Source organism: Erysipelatoclostridium sp. An173 (assembly GCF_963931465.1).
Classification (GTDB): Bacteria; Bacillota_I; Bacilli_A; order Erysipelotrichales; family Coprobacillaceae; genus Thomasclavelia; species Thomasclavelia merdavium.
The window spans coordinates 2,658,038-2,674,866 of the sequence record NZ_OZ007017.1 but is presented as its reverse complement, the minus strand read 5'-3'; the positions used below and the strand labels follow the sequence as shown (position 1 = coordinate 2,674,866).

At 30.6% G+C, this 16,829-nt stretch carries 16 protein-coding genes; 14 read left to right on the top strand and 2 right to left on the bottom strand.

All coding sequences use genetic code 11. The features are described 5' to 3' along the window. The first annotated feature begins 135 nt into the window (after positions 1–135). The 7 genes from uvrB (at position 136) to ABGT36_RS13290 (ending at position 9,722) form a co-directional block, all read left to right on the top strand. Positions 136–2,109 carry an excinuclease ABC subunit UvrB gene (uvrB, locus tag ABGT36_RS13320; RefSeq protein ID WP_087298712.1) on the top strand — a complete coding sequence of 658 codons (1,974 nt, stop codon included), beginning with the start codon at positions 136–138 and terminating at the stop codon, positions 2,107–2,109. Next, entirely contained in the window at positions 2,099–3,454 is a 1,356-nt protein-coding gene (locus tag ABGT36_RS13315) for an HD domain-containing protein (RefSeq protein ID WP_346678409.1), read from the top strand. The genes uvrB and ABGT36_RS13315 overlap by 11 nt, the downstream gene beginning before the upstream one ends. Before the next feature lie 3 nt (positions 3,455–3,457). Next, a complete protein-coding gene (gene uvrA, locus ABGT36_RS13310) occupies positions 3,458–6,280 on the top strand; it encodes an excinuclease ABC subunit UvrA (RefSeq protein WP_346678407.1) in 2,823 nt (940 codons plus the stop codon). 12 nt (positions 6,281–6,292) lie between these two features. Next, the gene (gene hprK / locus ABGT36_RS13305) at positions 6,293–7,228 is read left to right on the top strand and encodes an HPr(Ser) kinase/phosphatase (RefSeq protein WP_087298709.1); all 936 of its coding nucleotides are present in this window, start codon (positions 6,293–6,295) and stop codon (positions 7,226–7,228) included. Between the two features lie 3 nt (positions 7,229–7,231). Next, a complete protein-coding gene (gene lgt / locus ABGT36_RS13300) occupies positions 7,232–8,041 on the top strand; it encodes a prolipoprotein diacylglyceryl transferase (protein ID WP_087373682.1) in 810 nt (269 codons plus the stop codon). Between the two features lie 255 nt (positions 8,042–8,296). After that, a complete protein-coding gene (locus ABGT36_RS13295; protein WP_346678404.1) occupies positions 8,297–8,557 on the top strand; it encodes a hypothetical protein in 261 nt (86 codons plus the stop codon). A gap of 4 nt (positions 8,558–8,561) precedes the next feature. Further along, the gene (locus ABGT36_RS13290) at positions 8,562–9,722 is read left to right on the top strand and encodes an ROK family protein (RefSeq protein ID WP_346678403.1); all 1,161 of its coding nucleotides are present in this window, start codon (positions 8,562–8,564) and stop codon (positions 9,720–9,722) included. 91 nt (positions 9,723–9,813) lie between these two features. Here the strand turns inward: ABGT36_RS13290 and bilS are convergent, their stop codons facing one another. Continuing rightward, a complete protein-coding gene (bilS, locus tag ABGT36_RS13285; RefSeq protein WP_087373686.1) occupies positions 9,814–10,320 on the bottom strand; it encodes a flavodoxin family protein BilS in 507 nt (168 codons plus the stop codon). Positions 10,321–10,457: 137 nt separating this feature from the next. Here bilS and trxB point away from each other — a divergent pair, with 137 nt between their 5' ends. From trxB to ABGT36_RS13250, 7 genes are all read left to right on the top strand, one after another. Then, positions 10,458–11,366, top strand: a complete 909-nt coding sequence (gene trxB, locus ABGT36_RS13280; protein ID WP_087298705.1) for a thioredoxin-disulfide reductase — start codon at positions 10,458–10,460, stop codon at positions 11,364–11,366. 39 nt (positions 11,367–11,405) lie between these two features. Further along, positions 11,406–11,984, top strand: coding sequence for a uracil-DNA glycosylase family protein (locus tag ABGT36_RS13275; protein ID WP_346678401.1), 579 nt, complete (start codon positions 11,406–11,408; stop codon positions 11,982–11,984). Between the two features lie 45 nt (positions 11,985–12,029). After that, positions 12,030–12,953, top strand: a complete 924-nt coding sequence (locus tag ABGT36_RS13270; protein WP_296883858.1) for a hypothetical protein — start codon at positions 12,030–12,032, stop codon at positions 12,951–12,953. Between the two features lie 141 nt (positions 12,954–13,094). Then, entirely contained in the window at positions 13,095–13,943 is an 849-nt protein-coding gene (gene rapZ / locus ABGT36_RS13265) for an RNase adapter RapZ (protein WP_087298702.1), read from the top strand. 5 nt (positions 13,944–13,948) lie between these two features. Beyond that, positions 13,949–14,896, top strand: a complete 948-nt coding sequence (whiA, locus tag ABGT36_RS13260; protein WP_087298701.1) for a DNA-binding protein WhiA — start codon at positions 13,949–13,951, stop codon at positions 14,894–14,896. Continuing rightward, complete coding sequence (locus ABGT36_RS13255) at positions 14,897–15,109, top strand: helix-turn-helix domain-containing protein (protein ID WP_087298700.1); 213 nt, start codon at positions 14,897–14,899, stop codon at positions 15,107–15,109. 38 nt (positions 15,110–15,147) lie between these two features. After that, positions 15,148–15,429, top strand: a complete 282-nt coding sequence (locus tag ABGT36_RS13250) for a hypothetical protein (protein ID WP_087298699.1) — start codon at positions 15,148–15,150, stop codon at positions 15,427–15,429. Positions 15,430–15,472: 43 nt separating this feature from the next. Here ABGT36_RS13250 and ABGT36_RS13245 read toward each other — a convergent pair whose 3' ends face one another. Further along, positions 15,473–16,810 carry an MATE family efflux transporter gene (locus tag ABGT36_RS13245; protein ID WP_346678398.1) on the bottom strand — a complete coding sequence of 446 codons (1,338 nt, stop codon included), beginning with the start codon at positions 16,808–16,810 and terminating at the stop codon, positions 15,473–15,475. Positions 16,811–16,829: the final 19 nt, after the last annotated feature.

Sequence of the window (16,829 nt, the reverse complement as noted above, 5' to 3'; positions counted from 1 at the left end):
TTTTCTAACTCTTTTTATTTATAATGTAATAATTTGGTAAAAAATATTGAAAGCATAGTTAGTCTAGTAATGGGCATAATTCTTTTAAGTTTGCAAGTTTCTTGTTATAATAGAAAGGACATAGGAGGTGTTTTTATGCCAGATTTTAAACTAGTATCACCATTTTCCCCAATGGGTGATCAAATAACTGCAATTGAACAATTGTTAGATGGGATAAAAGCCGGAAAAAAAGAACAGGTTTTACTAGGTGGAACAGGTACTGGTAAGACTTTTACTGTTTCTAATGTAATTGCGGCAGCTAAAAAACCAACATTGGTTTTAGCACATAATAAAACATTAGCCGGACAGTTATATTCAGAATTAAAAGAGTTTTTTCCTGAAAATCGAGTAGAATATTTTATTTCTAACTTCGATTTTTACCAGCCAGAGGCATATATCCCTGGTCGGGATTTATATATTGATAAAAATGCTAAAACTAATTATGAAATTGAAATGCTTCGTAGTGCAGCTATGAATTCATTGATAGAAAGAGATGATGTTATTGTCGTGGCTTCAGTTGCTTCAATTTATGGATTAGGGAATCCGCAACAATATAAAGAAATGATATTTTCATTGCGGGTAGATCAGGATATTGATCGTCGTGAATTATTGACATATTTAGTTGATCGTCAATATCAGAGAAACGATATTGAACAAACAAAAGGAACTTTTAGAGTACGTGGTGACGTAATTGAAATTGTTCCTGGTCATAGTGAAAGTTATTTAATTAGAATTGAACTATTTGGTGATACTGTTGAAAGAATCAGTGAGGTTGATCCTTTGACCGGACATGTTTTAGGTGTATATAAAACATATACGATTTATCCTGCTTATGGTTATGTAACAACTAAAGAACAAACCTTAAAAGCATGTGATACGATTTTAGCAGAATTAGAAGAACGCTTAGAAGTATTTAAAAATGAAAACAAGTTATTGGAATATGAACGTCTTGAACAAAGAACTCGCCACGATGTTGAAATGTTACGTGAAGTTGGTATGTGTCCTGGAATTGAAAACTATTCACGACATATCGATGGTCGAGCACCAGGACAACGTCCTTATACATTAATAGATTATTTTCCTAAAGATTTTTTATTGATCGTTGATGAAAGTCACGTTATGCTGCCACAAATCAGAGGAATGTTTAATGGCGATCGCTCTCGTAAAGAAACCCTTGTAGAATACGGTTTCCGGTTACCAAGTGCTTTAGATAATCGGCCATTACAATTTGATGAATTTGAACAACTAATTAATCAGGCTATCTATGTTTCAGCAACACCTGGAGATTATGAATTAGAGCGAGTTGATCATCATGTAGTTGAACAAATTATTCGTCCAACTGGACTATTGGATCCAATTATTGAAGTTCGTCCAACTAAAGATCAAATCGATGATATCATTAATGAAATTAAGTTACGTCAAGAACAAAACGAACGTGTATTGATTACGACTCTTACTAAACGAATGGCTGAAGATTTAAGTGCTTATTTAAAAGAATTGGGTATTAAAGTTGCTTATCTTCATAGTGATACTAAAACACTAGAACGTACTGAGATTTTAAGAGATTTACGATTAGGTAAATATGATGTTTTAGTTGGAATCAACTTATTAAGAGAAGGATTAGATTTACCAGAAGTTAGTTTAGTATGTATTTTGGATGCTGATAAAGAAGGCTTTTTACGAAGTGAACGTTCTTTGATTCAAACAATCGGAAGGGCTGCTCGTAATAGTAATGGTAAAGTAATTATGTATGGTGATAAAATAACTGATTCAATGGCTTATGCTATTGAAGAAACAAATCGTCGCCGTGGTATCCAAAACAAATATAATAAAGAACATAATATTACCCCAACAACAATTCACAAGGAAATTCGTGATGCTATTCATGGTCAAGAAGTTATTGATGATGCTGCAAGTCTTGTTAAAAAAGGACGAAAAGCTAGCAAGAAAGATAAACAGGCAATGATTCATGAGCTTGAAAAACAAATGAAAGATGCCGCTAAAGTTCTTGATTTTGAAAGAGCAATGGAATTAAGAGATATTATCCTGGAGTTACAAGGTGAAAAATAAATACCAATTTGAAGCTTTAGTAAACCAGATATTTAAAGATATTGATTGCTTAGGCGGACGGGTTTTTCTAGTCGGTGGAATTGTTAGGGATATGTTGATGTATGGTCATGTTGACTATCATGATGTTGATGTAGAAATTTATGATTTAAATATCGACGATTTACAACAAATACTAGGTAAATATGGTAAAGTAAATCTGGTAGGAAAATCATTTGGCATTTTAAAACTAGATAAACTACCTAATTACGATTTTGCCTTGCCGCGAATCGAGAGTAAAAATGGCTTAGGTCATCAAGGTTTTGAAGTGACTGTCAATGAACATTTAGATTTAAAAACGGCTTCATCAAGACGTGATTTTACTATCAATGCTATTATGTATGAAGTAAAAACAGGAAAGATTTATGATTTTTATCATGGAATTGATGATATTAATAAACGAACAATCAGAATGGTTAATGCTAGTAGTTTTGCTGAAGACCCTTTGCGCGTGTTGAGAGCAGCACAGTTTGCTTCAAGATTTGATTATTATATCGACCCTAATACAAAAGCCATCTGTAAAAAAATGGTACAAGAAAAGTTATTAGATACTTTAAGCAATGAACGCATTTTTCAAGAATATAATAAATTACTGTTAAGTATGCGTCCTTCAATTGGGTTAACTTTTCTAAAAGAAATTAAAGCTTTGTGGCCATGTCTAGATATTTTATCATCAACAATGCAACGATTAGACTTCCATCCTGAAGGTGACGTTTGGAAACATACTTTATTAGTAACAGATTTAGCGGCTTTATGCCGCCATAAAACAAGTAATCCATTAGGTTTTATGTGGAGTGCCTTGCTTCATGATATTGGAAAGCCTGAAGTAACGACGCCAGAAGGAAGGGCACCACGCCATAATGAATCCGGTGTTAAGATTTTTGATAGCCAGGTTACTTGTTATATACCAGATAAAAAATTACAGCGTTATATTAGAACGATGATCTATTATCATATGCATTTAATGAATATGGTAAGAAATGGTGCTCGTGATTATGGCTATTTTAAAATTCTAAAAGGAATAAATGGAATTGTACCGGTAGATGACTTAATTTTAATAACAAAATGTGATAAACTAGGTAGATATAAAGATGAACATGAAAATATTAATCGATTTGATTATGTGATGAAAGAAAAAATGGCTCGATTAGGTAAAGAGGCTAAAGAGCCAGTGATAAATGGTAATGATTTAAAAGGACTTGGCATTGAGCCATCATCCAAATATAAAGAGATATTAGAGTGGGCATATGATCAACAGCTAAAAGGACATGATCGTGTGGCTATATTAAAGATGTTAAAAGGTAGGTAAAATATGGAACATGATAAACTGGTCATTAAAGGGGCTAGAGAAAATAATTTAAAAAATATCGATATCGAGATTCCTAAAAATGAATTAGTAATTATGACGGGATTATCTGGTTCTGGTAAAACTTCGTTAGCATTTGACACAATTTATGCTGAAGGACAGCGTCGTTATGTCGAATCATTAAGTGCTTATGCCAGACAGTTTTTAGGGAATATGGAAAAGCCGGATGTTGATAGTATCGAAGGATTATCGCCAGCTATTGCAATTGATCAAAAAACGACTTCTAATAACCCTCGTTCAACAGTAGGAACTGTAACAGAAATCTTTGATTATTTGCGATTATTATATGCAAGAATTGGAAAAGCATATTGTCCTAACCATGGTATTGTCATTGAGTCACAAACTATTAAACAAATGGCAGATACAATTGATAAATATCCAGATGGATCAAAATTGCAGGTTTTAGCTCGGGTAGTTAAAAATCGTAAAGGAACTTTCAAAGATTTATTTGAAGATTTGTTGAAAGATGGTTATATCAGAGTACAAGTCGATGGTGAAGTTATGCTTCTTGATGAAGAAATTAAACTTGATAAAAACAAAAATCATAATATTGATGTTGTAATTGATAGAATTGTAAAAAAAGAAGGCTATCGTAGTCGTTTAATAGATTCTTTAGAAGTCGGTTTGAAATTAACCGGTGGTGAGGTTATTGTTGCCAATTTAAGTGAAGGAACAGAAAATTTATTTTCAGAACATCTTGCATGTCCTGAATGTGGGTTTAGTGTTCCTAAATTAGAACCACGCTTATTTTCTTTCAATAATCCTTTAGGAGCTTGTCCTGACTGTCGTGGGTTAGGAATTAAAAATGAAGTTGATGAGGATTTATTGATTCCTGATTGGAATTTGAGTATTAATCAAGGTGGAATTCGGTTTTTTAAGTCATCAGTAGGAACTGAACGAATTGAATGGCAGCGTTTTTTAGTTTTATGTCGTCATTATAAAATTGATTTAGATAAGCCGTTAAAAGATTTTACAAAAAAAGAATTAAAGGTTATTTTTGAAGGTTCAGATAAACCAATTTCATATGAGATTGTTTCAAGTAGCGGTAATGTTTCTAAAACAACTCGTCCAATTGAAGGGGTAAAAAAATTAATTGAACGTCGTTATGAAGAAACAACTTCTTCATGGTCAAAAGAATGGTATGCCTCATTTATGGCTGAACATACTTGCCCAACATGTAAAGGACGTCGTTTAAATGAACAGGTTTTAAGTGTTCGTGTTGGTGGTTTAAATATCAGTGAGTTTACTGATATGTCAATTGAAAAAGCATTAGATTTTGTTAATAATTTAAAATTGAACGAATATGAAGCTAAAATCGCTAATCTGGTTTTAAAAGAAATAAAAGATCGTCTAACATTTTTAAATGATGTTGGTTTAGGGTATTTAACGTTATCAAGAAAAGCTGGTGGTTTATCAGGTGGAGAAGCGCAGCGTATTAGATTAGCAACTCAAATCGGTTCACGCCTAACTGGGGTATTATATGTATTAGATGAACCATCAATTGGATTGCATCAACGTGATAACGATAAATTGATTGCAACATTGCAAAATATTCGTGATCTTGGTAATAGTGTATTAGTAGTTGAACATGATGAAGATACAATGAAAGCAAGTGATTTTATTGTTGATATTGGTCCTGGAGCTGGTGTTCATGGTGGTCAGGTAATTGTTGCTGGAACGCCACAAGAGGTGATGGACTGTCCTAAATCGATTACTGGTCAATATTTATCAGGACGGCTTAAAATACCAGTACCTAAAAAACGTCGTAAAGGCAATGGTAACTTTATTCAAATTAAAGGTGCTCGTGAAAACAACTTAAAAAATATCAATGTTAAATTCCCGCTAGGAACGTTAACCGTTGTTACAGGTGTTTCTGGTAGTGGTAAAAGTACCCTTGTCAATGAAATTATGGGTAAAGCAATGATGGCTAAAATCTATCATTCTAAAGAAAAACCAGGAAAACATCGTGAAATCTTAGGATTAGAAAATATTGATAAAGTAATTGAAGTTAGTCAAGATCCAATTGGAAGAACACCACGTTCTAATCCAGTTACTTATACAGGTGTTTTTGATGACATTCGTGATTTATTTGCGCAAACTAATGAAGCTAAAATGCGTGGATATGATAAAGGAAGATTTAGTTTCAACGTTAAAGGTGGTCGCTGTGAAGCTTGTCAAGGTGATGGGCTAAAGAGAATTTCAATGCATTTTTTACCTGATGTATATGTTCCATGTGAACAATGTGGTGGAAAACGTTATAACGAAGAAACTTTACAAGTTACATATAAAGATAAAAATATTTATGATGTTTTAGAAATGACAGTCGAGGATGCAGTTGAATTCTTTGGTAATTTACCAAAAATTAAAACTAAGATGAAAACATTAGAAGATGTTGGATTAGGTTATATAAAATTAGGACAAAGTGCAACTACTTTATCAGGTGGAGAAGCACAACGTGTCAAACTAGCAAGTGAATTACAGAAAAAACCAACTGGCAAAACTGTTTATATTTTAGATGAGCCGACTACTGGTTTACATAGTAGTGATGTTGCCAAATTGATTGAAGTTTTACAAAGAATTGTTGATCAGGGTGATACAGTTATAATAATTGAACATAATTTAGATGTTATTAAAGTAGCTGATTATATTGTTGACCTTGGTCCAGAAGGTGGCGATGGTGGTGGAACTGTTGTAGTTTCCGGTACTCCAGAAAAAGTCGCTAAGTGTGAAAAAAGTTATACTGGAATGTTTTTAAAGAAAATGTTATAGGGAGGAAGCATAATGCCAAAGTCAATTACTGTAGGTGAATTATTAAATAATGATCATTATGTTCAAGTAACTGGTGATGAAAAATCTTTAGAACGGCCGATATTTGTAGCTGAAATTAATCGTCCTGGTTTTGAGTTGGCAGGATTTTTTAAACATAGTGATTTTCGAAGAATTATTATTTTTGGTGATAAAGAATCAGCCTTTATTAATGAAATGTCTGAAGAAAGACAACGTGAAATATTTCCATTTTTAATTAATGATGAGGTTCCATGTATTATTGTCGCTAAAGGAAATGAATGTCCAGCTATTTTAATTGAGATCGCTCGTAAGAAAAATTTTCCTATTTTCGTAACTGAGTCAGCTACTGGGCGAGTTTCAATTGAATTAACTAATATTCTTGATGAAGTCTTAGCACCAGAAACACTTATTCATGGAGTTTTCTTAAATATTTATGGTAAGGGTGTAATTATAAAAGGTGATAGTGGAATTGGTAAATCAGAAATCGCTTTAGAGTTAATCAAAAGAGGCCATTTATTAGTTGCTGATGATGCTGTTGAATTATATCACTTAGGACAAAGTATCGTCGGTAAAGCACCTGAAGTTCTAGCAAATTTATTGGAAATTAGAGGAATTGGTGTTATTGATGTATCTAAAATGTTTGGAATTAGCTCAATTTTAGATAAAGATGAAGTTAACTTAATTATTCAATTAGACCGTTGGGTACCATCACGTGAATATACACGGGTTGGTGTTGAAGAAAATGAAGCTACTGAAGAAATTCTAGGTGTTAAAATTCCTAAAGTAGTTGTACCTGTTTCAAGTGGACGTAGTATGTCAGTGATTATTGAAGCTGCAGTTATGAATATGCGTTTACGCGAATACGGTGTTGATTCTAGTAAAGAATTTGTTGATAGAATTTTGAAAAATATTGATAAAAATAAGGGGTAGAGTATGACTTTTTTTCCTGATGCAAAAACGTTCGTACAAATAGGATCGCTTTCAATTGCCTGGTATGCAGTTTTTATTATCACAGGAGCGTTTATTGCTTATAAACTTGGACAACATAATTTTAAAAAAATAGGCTATGATCCAGAAGTTTTATCAGATTACTTTTTTGGGGTAATGATTACTGGTATCTTAGGAGCCAGGTTATGGTATGTTATTTTTATGTGGGATGAGATTTATGCTCAAAACCCATTAGAAATTATCATGTTCCGTCATGGTGGTCTGGCAATTCAAGGCGGGTTGATAGCTGGAATTGCTTTTAGCTTATGGTATTTTAAAAAACATAATATTGATTATATGGTTGCTGGTGATGCAATTATGCCTGGGGTTTTAATAGCTCAAGCTTTTGGACGTTGGGGAAATTTCTTTAACCAAGAAGCTTATGGAAGTGCTGTAAGTTTAGATTTTCTACAATCACTTCACTTACCAGATTTTATCATTAATGGTATGCATATTAATGGTGTATATTATCAGCCAACGTTTTTGTATGAATCAGTAGCGAATGTTATTGGATTCTTGTTGATATTTTTTGTTATTCGTAAAATTCAAACTAAGCAGGGCGAACAGTTTTTCTCTTATTTTATCTGGTATGGTATTATAAGATTCTTTATTGAAGGTTTACGTACCGATAGTTTATATGTGATGGGATTTAGAACTGCCCAGTTAGTATCAATTGCGTTTGTTATTGTTGGAGTAATTGGCTTTATTTATTGTAAAAAACGAGGCAAACCAGTTATTAAAGAAATGAAAGCTTAAATTAATTACACTCTATAATTTAGAAATGGATTATAGGGTGTATTTTTTTATTTTGAAAAACGTTGAATAAATCTAAATATTTTTATCTTGGAAGATATTTTTCAAAAAAATAATGATTTTTAAAAAAATAATAATACTTTTTATCAATCAATTAAAAATCATATTTATTTTGATAAAAATAACTATAATAAAAGATATGTGGGAGGCGATATAAATGATAAAAGCTAATCTATTAAAAGCTGGGGAAGAATTATGATGGATGAATTTTTAAAAGATATTCATACTGAAATATTTTATTATTGGATATTGAATCAAAAAAATAGGTTATATCGTTGCTTTCAAGATCCTGATAATCATCAGATTATTATTTTAGAAAATGAAGATAGTCAAGGAATTATTACTTTCAATAAATATAATATTATTGAATTAACAGTAGTTAATAAAATAAAGCATAAAAACAGAATTTTATCTTCATTTTCAAATGAAAAATCTTCATCACGCAAAACATCTTTTTGAAGAAATGGTAAAAACAATTAAAAAAATTTCAACTACGCCATCAACTAAGATACTTCTTTGTTGTTCAGGAGGATTAACAACAGGTTATTTTGCTGAAAAAATTAATGAAATATCAAGACTATTAGATTTAGATATTGAAGCTAGGGCAACACGATATCTTGATGTCTATGAAAAAGGGCTTAATTATGATTATGTCTTATTAGCACCCCAGATATCATATCTTTGTGCTAATATTCAAAAAGTATTGAAAGAACAAAAGGTTCTTAAAATACCACCTAAAGTTTTTGCTAAATATGATGTATTAAACTTAATCAGATTTATTAGTAATTATAATAATAAAACAAATATAATAAATAAAGATAGTGATCGATTATTAATTAAAAGAAATGTTGAATTAGACACAATGATATTATGCTTATCAGTTTATAAAAATAGTGGCAAAGTATATATTGATTATCGTATTTATGATAAGAATAAAAAAATTATTTATCAAAATGAAATTATAAAACAAACAATTGCTATCGAAGATATTTACGATGTATTAGATATTGTTTTAGTTAATTATGATAAAATTGAAAAGATTGCAATTTCATTACCTGGAGTAGTAGATTCAGGAAAAGTTGTTAGTACATTTGTTGTAAATGCTAATAATATTGATTTAGCAAAAGAGTTAAAGCGAAAGTACCAAAAAGAATTTATTATTGCTAATGATATAAATGCAGCTGCAATTGGATATTATGGTGTACAGGATATTTATGATTCTTTTTGTTTTTTATTTCAGCCAATTGGTTTGGATGCTGGTTTAGGAACAGTAATTAATGGTGAGTTAATTCAAGGTAATTTTCATCTGGCTGGTGAAGTTAAATTTCTGCCACTAGAACTATCTGAGAATAAAGCTGAGTTAAATAAAACTCCTGAAGGAATCAATGAGTTAGTTTATAAAATGATCGTTACAATCTCATGTATAATCGCACCAGAAGTGTTTGTTATTTATAGTGATATGGTTAATGATGTGGATTTAATAAAAACTAAAGTTGAACAAAGATTTAATAAAGATGTTGCAAATTTTACAGTTAAGATCGTTAAAGTGGAACATCTACAAGAGTATATATTAGCTGGCTTGATGATATTAGGGGCAAGAGATTATAATAAACAAAAATTATAGTCTTTTTATTGTTAGTTATATCGATTTTATCTATATAAAATAGGCACTAGTGTAGTTACAAACACTAATGCCTATTAATTTTAATATAAAATTAGTTTGTATTTACTTGTTTTAAAATATCTAAAGCATATTTTTTAGCGTTATCTAAATCGCTTTGATCAGGATGACTTAAGGCAGCATCAAAATTATCAAGACTAACTTGTAGCCTTTTATCTTCAGGATGTTCTTGAATCATTTTGACATAACGTTCTCTTGTTGCAAGAGGCATCTTACCTTGGCAGAAAAAATGTCCTAAAATCTGATTGCTAGAATCAACAGTAGTATCAAAACGAGCTGCTAGTTTATCATAATATTCTTGACTACCACCAAATCCAGCGGTTGCAAAAAAAGCAATCTTTTTATTTTTTAATGATTTTAAAATCTCTTGGATTTTATGACTACAATTTCCTTTATCAATCCAGGTACCTAAAAAAATCAAATCAGCATCATCAATACTTTCAATTAATTCTATATTTTGCTCTTGGCATGTTTCTTGAATACATGAGGCAATTTGTTTGGTATTGCCAGTATTACTATCAAAAATAATCGTAACTTTCATAAATTTTCACCTCTTAGATATAGTATAAACTTAATTGGCTAAATAATAAAGCATATTGTTTATTGCTTTTAAAATGGTATGTTATACTAAAAGGGAAAATAAGGGGTAATATTAAATATAAAATAGGAGTGAATCAAATGGAAGATTTAATTATTATTGGAGCTGGACCGGCAGGAATGAGTGCTTGTTTATATGCTACTAGAGCTGGTGCTAGTGTTTTAATGTTAGATGCTGGAGCACCAGGAGGAAAACTTAACGTTAGTGCTGAAATTGAAAACTATCCAGGTCAAAAAAAGAAAACAGGACCTGAATTAGCTTATGAAATGTACGAACATTCATTATCATTTGGTGGAAAACAAGTTTTTGGAGAAGTAACTAAAATAATAGATCATGGTGACTATAAAGAAGTAGTAACTACTGATAATACTTATCAGGCAAAAGCAGTATTAATTGCTACTGGAACTAAAGAAAGAAAAATGGGAATTGAAAATGAAGAAGAACTGACAGGACATGGTGTTTCTTATTGTGCTGTTTGTGATGGACCATTTTTTAAAGATGAAGAAGTAGCTGTTGTCGGTGGTGGAAACTCAGCGTTAGAAGAAGCCATCTATTTAACAAAGTTTGCTTCTAAAGTTCATTTAATTGTCCGCCGTGATGTATTTAGAGCTGATAAAATTATTCAAGATCATGTAAAAGCTAATGATAAAATTGAAATTCATTTTCTAAAAAAACCACATCATTTAATTGCTAAAGATAACAAAGTTGATAAATTAGCGTTAGAAGATTCTGTTACTGGTGAAATTAGTGAATTAGAAGTTAAGGGAGTTTTCCCATTTGTAGGATTAGATCCTGTAACTGATTTTGTTAAAGACTTAGGAATTACTGATGAAAATGGTTATATTATTACTAATGAATTAATGGAAACTAAAATTGATGGTATTTATGCTGCTGGTGATGTTCGTCAAAAAGTATTGCGTCAGGTTGTTACAGCAACAAATGATGGGGCAATCGTTGGTCAGCAAGTAGGGCAAAAATTAAGCAGATAATCATACACAGGTCTTTTGCGACCTGTGTTTTAGTAAGCTATGAAAGATTTTGATCAGTTAATGCAGGCAATACGCAAATGTCGTTATTGTAAAGATGATTTCAATCATGAATTTCATCCCGTAGTCTGGGGTCATCAAAATGCTAAGATCATGCAAATTGGACAAGCCCCTTCATATAAAGTAAATCAAAGTTTAGTTCCATTTAGCGATTTAAGTGGTAAACGGTTATTGCAATGGTACCAGATTAGTCAAGAAACTTTTTATAATCAAGATATTTTTTATCTAACGTCTTTAGCGCATTGTTATCCAGGAAAAGCAGCTAGTGGTGGTGATCGTCGACCACCAAAATGCTGTTATCAAAAATGGTTACATCAAGAAATGCAACTAGTTAATAATGAGATTTATATTATTATTGGCAGCTATAGTGCTAAACTATTTTTTCCTGATCAAAAGCTTAGCGACCTGGTTTTTGAAAATCAAAAAATAAGTGATAAACTAGCAATTGTTTTACCACATCCATCGCCTTTAAATATGCGTTGGTTTAAAGCAAATCCTGAGTTTGAAAATAGGTTGGTAGAAATTCGGAAAATAATCGCTTTTTATTGTAATTGCAATTAATAAAGGTTTCTAGTAAAATAAGTTCAATAGTTTGGAGGGATTTTAATGGTAGATAACGAAATGTTTGCGACATTAAATCAAGATTTAGTGATTAAGGGAAAATTTTATGACAAAGAAAATTTACCTAGTCAAATTAGTAATGCCATTTATAGTTTTGGTAGTTTTGATGTTTTTGAAATATTGGCTTTTATTGATATCAGTGATGAATTAGATGGTAGTAAGGGAATGATAATAACACCAGAGGCTATATATTTTAAGTTTGGTCAAGCTGGATGTTTTAAATATCAAGATATTATTGCACTTTCGTTAGAAAAACATCGTCATGATCCCGTTATAAAAGCGGTTATTAAAACCAATGATAAAAATTATGCTTTTTCTAATAAAACGATTGATCCTGAAATTTTTGTTAATTTGTTATCAAAGATTACTGATTTAGATATAGAAATGATTATGACTAATCATGAAAAGGTTGCTTATTATGTACCAATTGTTTTACAGGATTTAGAAAATGATGAGTATGAAGATATTGAATTAACGTTAATACAAAAAAATAAAATTCAGGAATTTTATCAGGATTTATCAATGATTGAACAATTAGATGATGAAAATTATCAATATGAGTTAGTGAATTTATGTCATCAAGCCCTTGCTTTTTTTGATGATCTAGGTCTTGATAGTGATGAAATTGATGAACTTGAAAAAGTAGAAGCAGTATTTAATCAAGCTGATCTAGAAGAAGAACAGAAAATTGAAAATGCCAAGAAATTTTATGATGATATGATGGATAAGTATCGTCACGGTGATAGTGAAATGTATGATCGAGTTAAAGGGATAATGAATCAATTTGGTATTGATGAAAATGAGTTGGCTGGTAAATCTACTGAAGAGATTGAAGATATTTTATGTAGTAAATTTGGAATTTCTAAAAGTATGATGGAAAAATTAGTACGTAAATTTAATGGTCAATAATGTTTATAATAAGTTCTAAGAAAATATTTTCTTAGAACTTATTTTTACCAATTAATGTAAATAAGTTGTGAAAATAGTGAAAATAAAATACACTTATAGATGTATTTTTGATAAAATATAAATAGAAAGTGAAGTGATATTATGGATCAAGTTGAAATTATAATTGTAACAGGGATGTCTGGTGCTGGAAAGACAAGTGCTATGGCTTGTTTTGAAAACTTAGCATATCGCTGTATTGATAATTATCCGGTAGCATTGTTAACGGAGTTTGCAGAATTAGTACAGGACAATTCTAAATATCAAAGAGTTGCCATGGCAGTAAGTCTTGATGATGCTTTAAAAGCAATTCGTTTGTTATCTAATATTGATTGGATTCACTTAACTGTAGTATTTTTGGATTGTGATGATGAAGTTTTGGTTAAAAGATATAAGGAAACAAGAAGAACACATCCATTATTAATTTCTAATAAAGCATCTTCTTTAATAGAAGCAATCGAATTTGAAAGAAGATTAGCAGAACCGATTTCTAGATTGGCTAATTTATTAATAGATACTACAAAATTAAAAGGAGCTAGATTCCAGGATTTATTAGAAGATTATTTTAGTAAAGGAAAAGTAGATCCATTTAGAATTACATTTGTTTCTTTCGGGTATAAACATGGAGTACCTAAAGATGCTGATTTATTATTTGATGTTCGTTTTTTACCTAATCCTTTTTATGTAGAAGAATTACGTAATTTAACAGGCAATGATAAAGCAGTTTATGATTATGTAATTGAAAAAGAAGAGACCCAGATATTTATTAAGAAAATGCTGGATTTATTAGATTATTTATTAAATGAATATGATAAAGAAGGAAAAATGCATTTAATTGTTGGAATTGGCTGTACTGGCGGGCAACATCGTTCAGTTTCTTTGACTAACTATTTTGCTGATCATTATAGTAAATATTATCAGGTGCATCGTTTGCATCGCGATGCTGATCATTAATAAAAATGGTATCTTTTTCACGAGTTGTCAAAGAGGAAGTTGTATTTAATGATTTTGAATCGTGTTGTCAAAGGGCAATGCTTTGTGCAGTTATTAAAATAAATGGTGTTTTATCTTTATCAAATAGTGGGCTTTCTTTAACGATTAGAACAGAAAATGCTAAAATTGCTTCAAAAATTCATAAGATGTTAAAAGAAGAATACGATCCGCAAATTGAGTTTTTGGTATCTCGAAAGATGAAACTAAAGAAAAATAATGTTTATATTTTAAGAGTTACTAAAGCAAGGGAGATACTGGATGATTTATCTTTACTACAAGGATTAGGTTTTAGTCAAATACCTAATCCTAAAATAATTAAAAAAGATTGCTGTAAACGAGCATATTTAGCAGGAGCTTTTTTATCATGTGGTAGTGTAAATAACCCTGAAACTTCTAATTATCATCTAGAAATGAGTTTTAATGAAGAAGATTATGCTAAGTTTATTGCTGATTTGATTAATTCCTATGAATTAAACGCAAAGGTTATTAAACGTCGTAATAAGTATGTTGTATATTTAAAATCATCAGAAAAGATTGGAGATTTTTTAAGAGCTATTGGTGCTAGTCAATCAGTAATGAATTTTGAAAGTACTAGAATAGATCGGAATATGTCAAATACAGTAAATCGCTGGAATAATTGTGATATAGCTAATGAGGTAAAAACATTAGCTACGGCTAATCGTCAGTTACAAGATATTGAAATAATTGAGATGTTTTCTGGGTTAGATATGTTAGATGAAAAAACTAGAAATGTAGCAATGATAAGAAAAGAAAATCCGGAGTATTCTTTAAATGAATTAACGGAAGCTTATTATGAAAAAACTGGAGAAACAATTAGTAAATCTGGTTTGCATCATCGATTTAAAAAAATTAGTGATGAAGCCAAAAGGTTGATCCAGATGGAGAGTGATTAAATGGATAAAATAGAAGTAAGATTTGGTCATCGAATCAAAGAATTACGTGTAAAACAAGGAATTTCTCAAGAAGAGTTAGCTTTTCGGTGCGGTTTATCAAAAAACTATATTTCTGATGTTGAGCGTGGTACACGTAATATTTCTTTAAAATCAATTGAAAAAATTTCCAAGGGTTTTTCAGTTAATATCAAAGAATTATTTGATTTTAAATAATAAATATGTATGATATAGATGTAAAGGAGTTGATTTGATTGCCAATATATTATGCGATTTTAATAATTTTGATTATCTTTGTAATATTAAGTTTAATCTTTAATATATTAACTAGTCCGATTACCTGGATAATTATTGCTGCTTTATTAATTTATTCGGCAATAAAAAAGCGTACATATGCTAAAAAAGTTGAAAAATATCAAGAAGAATTAAAAAGAAAAGCTGAAGAACAAGAAAAGGCATATTATAGCCAACAGCAATATCGTCGTGGTAGTGAAGATATTATTGATGTTGACTACAAAGAATTTGAGGATGACTAAGATCATCCTTTTTTATAAACAAAAAATCTACCAATTGGTAGATTTATTGATAACTCTTAAATTCTTTTTTTAATAATAACCAGGCAATTATACTAGCAATTGTTTCAGCGATAACAAAAGTAGCCCATACCCCATTTAAACCAACTAACTGTAATAAAACGTATGATAATGGTAAAGTAATGATAAATTGTCTTAATAGTGAGATAGTTAAAGAGTTGCGGCCATTACCTAATGCTTCAAATACCCCAGAAATAACAACGCCAATAGTTGATACAATAAAACTAAATGAAATTATTCTTAAACCACTAATACCAATTTTCAATAATTCATCAGTTGCACTAAACCATGATAAAATTGGTTCTGGGAAAACAAAGAAGAAGACTGTTCCTAAAGATAAAATAATGCCATTACAAATAATTGAAACTTTGATAATTTCTTTAACCCGATTAAGGTGATTAGCACCAAAGTTATAACTGATTAGTGGTCGCATTCCTTGAATTAAACCGTTTGCTGGCATATAAATAAATGATTGTAGTTTATAATAAACTCCAAAAAAGGCAATTGCACTTTGAGATACGGTTGCTAAAATACCATTTAATAAAGAAACTAATAATGATGGTAATCCTTGCATTATTCCAGAAGGAATACCAATAGAATAGATTTTAATGATCGTTTGTTTATTTAACTTAAAATTCTTAAATGAAATTTTTAAATCCGATGTTTTAATAAATAAAATAATAGCTAGTAAACAAGCGGTCATTTGACCGATTATTGTAGCAATTGCAGCTCCAGCAACACCCATTTCAAAATAACCATTAATACCAAAAATTAAAATTGGATCAAGAATTATATTAATGATAGCTCCAATTCCTTGAAGAAACATAGGGATAATCATATTACCAGTAGCCTGGAACATCTTTTCAATGGTAATGTGAATTATTGAACCGAAAGTAAAAGTAATAACAATACTTCCATAAGTGATACCATATTGTAAAACTAATGGGTCATTAGTAAATAACATAAAGAACGGTTTCATCAAAAAGATACCCATTAGGACAAATAGTAAAGAATGGAATAAAGCTAAAACAATACCATGATCACAGATATTATTGGCTTCATTATTTTGCTTGGCACCTAGGTTTTTAGCAATCAAGGCATTAATAGCAACTCCAATACCGACTGAACAGGCTAGTGATAGATTTTGCAGGGGATAGGCAAGTGATAAAGCAGTTAAAGCTTCTTCACCTATTTTAGCGACAAAAATACTATCAACAATGTTATACAAAGATTGGATCAGCATGGAAATCATCGGTGGGATTGCCATTTTCATCAATAATGGAAAAACGGGTTTACTCGCCATTTCATTATATGTTTGATTCATAAAATTCCTCCTAAAAAAA